Source organism: Arthrobacter sp. Y3223164, assembly GCF_059091005.1.
Genome location: NZ_JBNHGF010000960.1, coordinates 1 through 310, shown reverse-complemented (window position 1 = coordinate 310; position 310 = coordinate 1). Strand labels below are relative to the sequence as shown.

Annotated in this window: 1 protein-coding gene; it reads right to left on the bottom strand. The window is 73.5% G+C overall.

Going from position 1 to position 310, the window contains the following annotated elements:
• The coding region (locus AC5RUJ_RS18920) for an L-serine ammonia-lyase, iron-sulfur-dependent, subunit alpha (RefSeq protein WP_494156596.1) at positions 1-310 on the bottom strand (310 nt) is incomplete at both ends.

The window sequence follows — 310 nt, the reverse complement described above, 5'->3', positions numbered from 1 at the left end:
GCAGCCTGCGCCGCAGCCCCGGGGCACGCCGGCGGACCAGCAGCGACCCGGGCAGGGTCTCCTCGGTGCGGGTACAGCCGTTTTCCACACACTCCTGCATCACCGCCCAGATGCGCAGGAGGTCCGCCCGCAGTTCGGCTTCGCTGCGCCAGGTGAGTTCGTTGGCCAGCATCACGCCGGCTATCGACGTTCCGGCCTCGCGGCAACGGGCGAGCAGTTCCGCGGCACTGGAGAACGGGTACGGGAGCCGTTCCCCCTCCCCGGCAGAGCTCGCCGCACCGGCGTCGCGCGCGGTGGCGCCGCCGTCGCG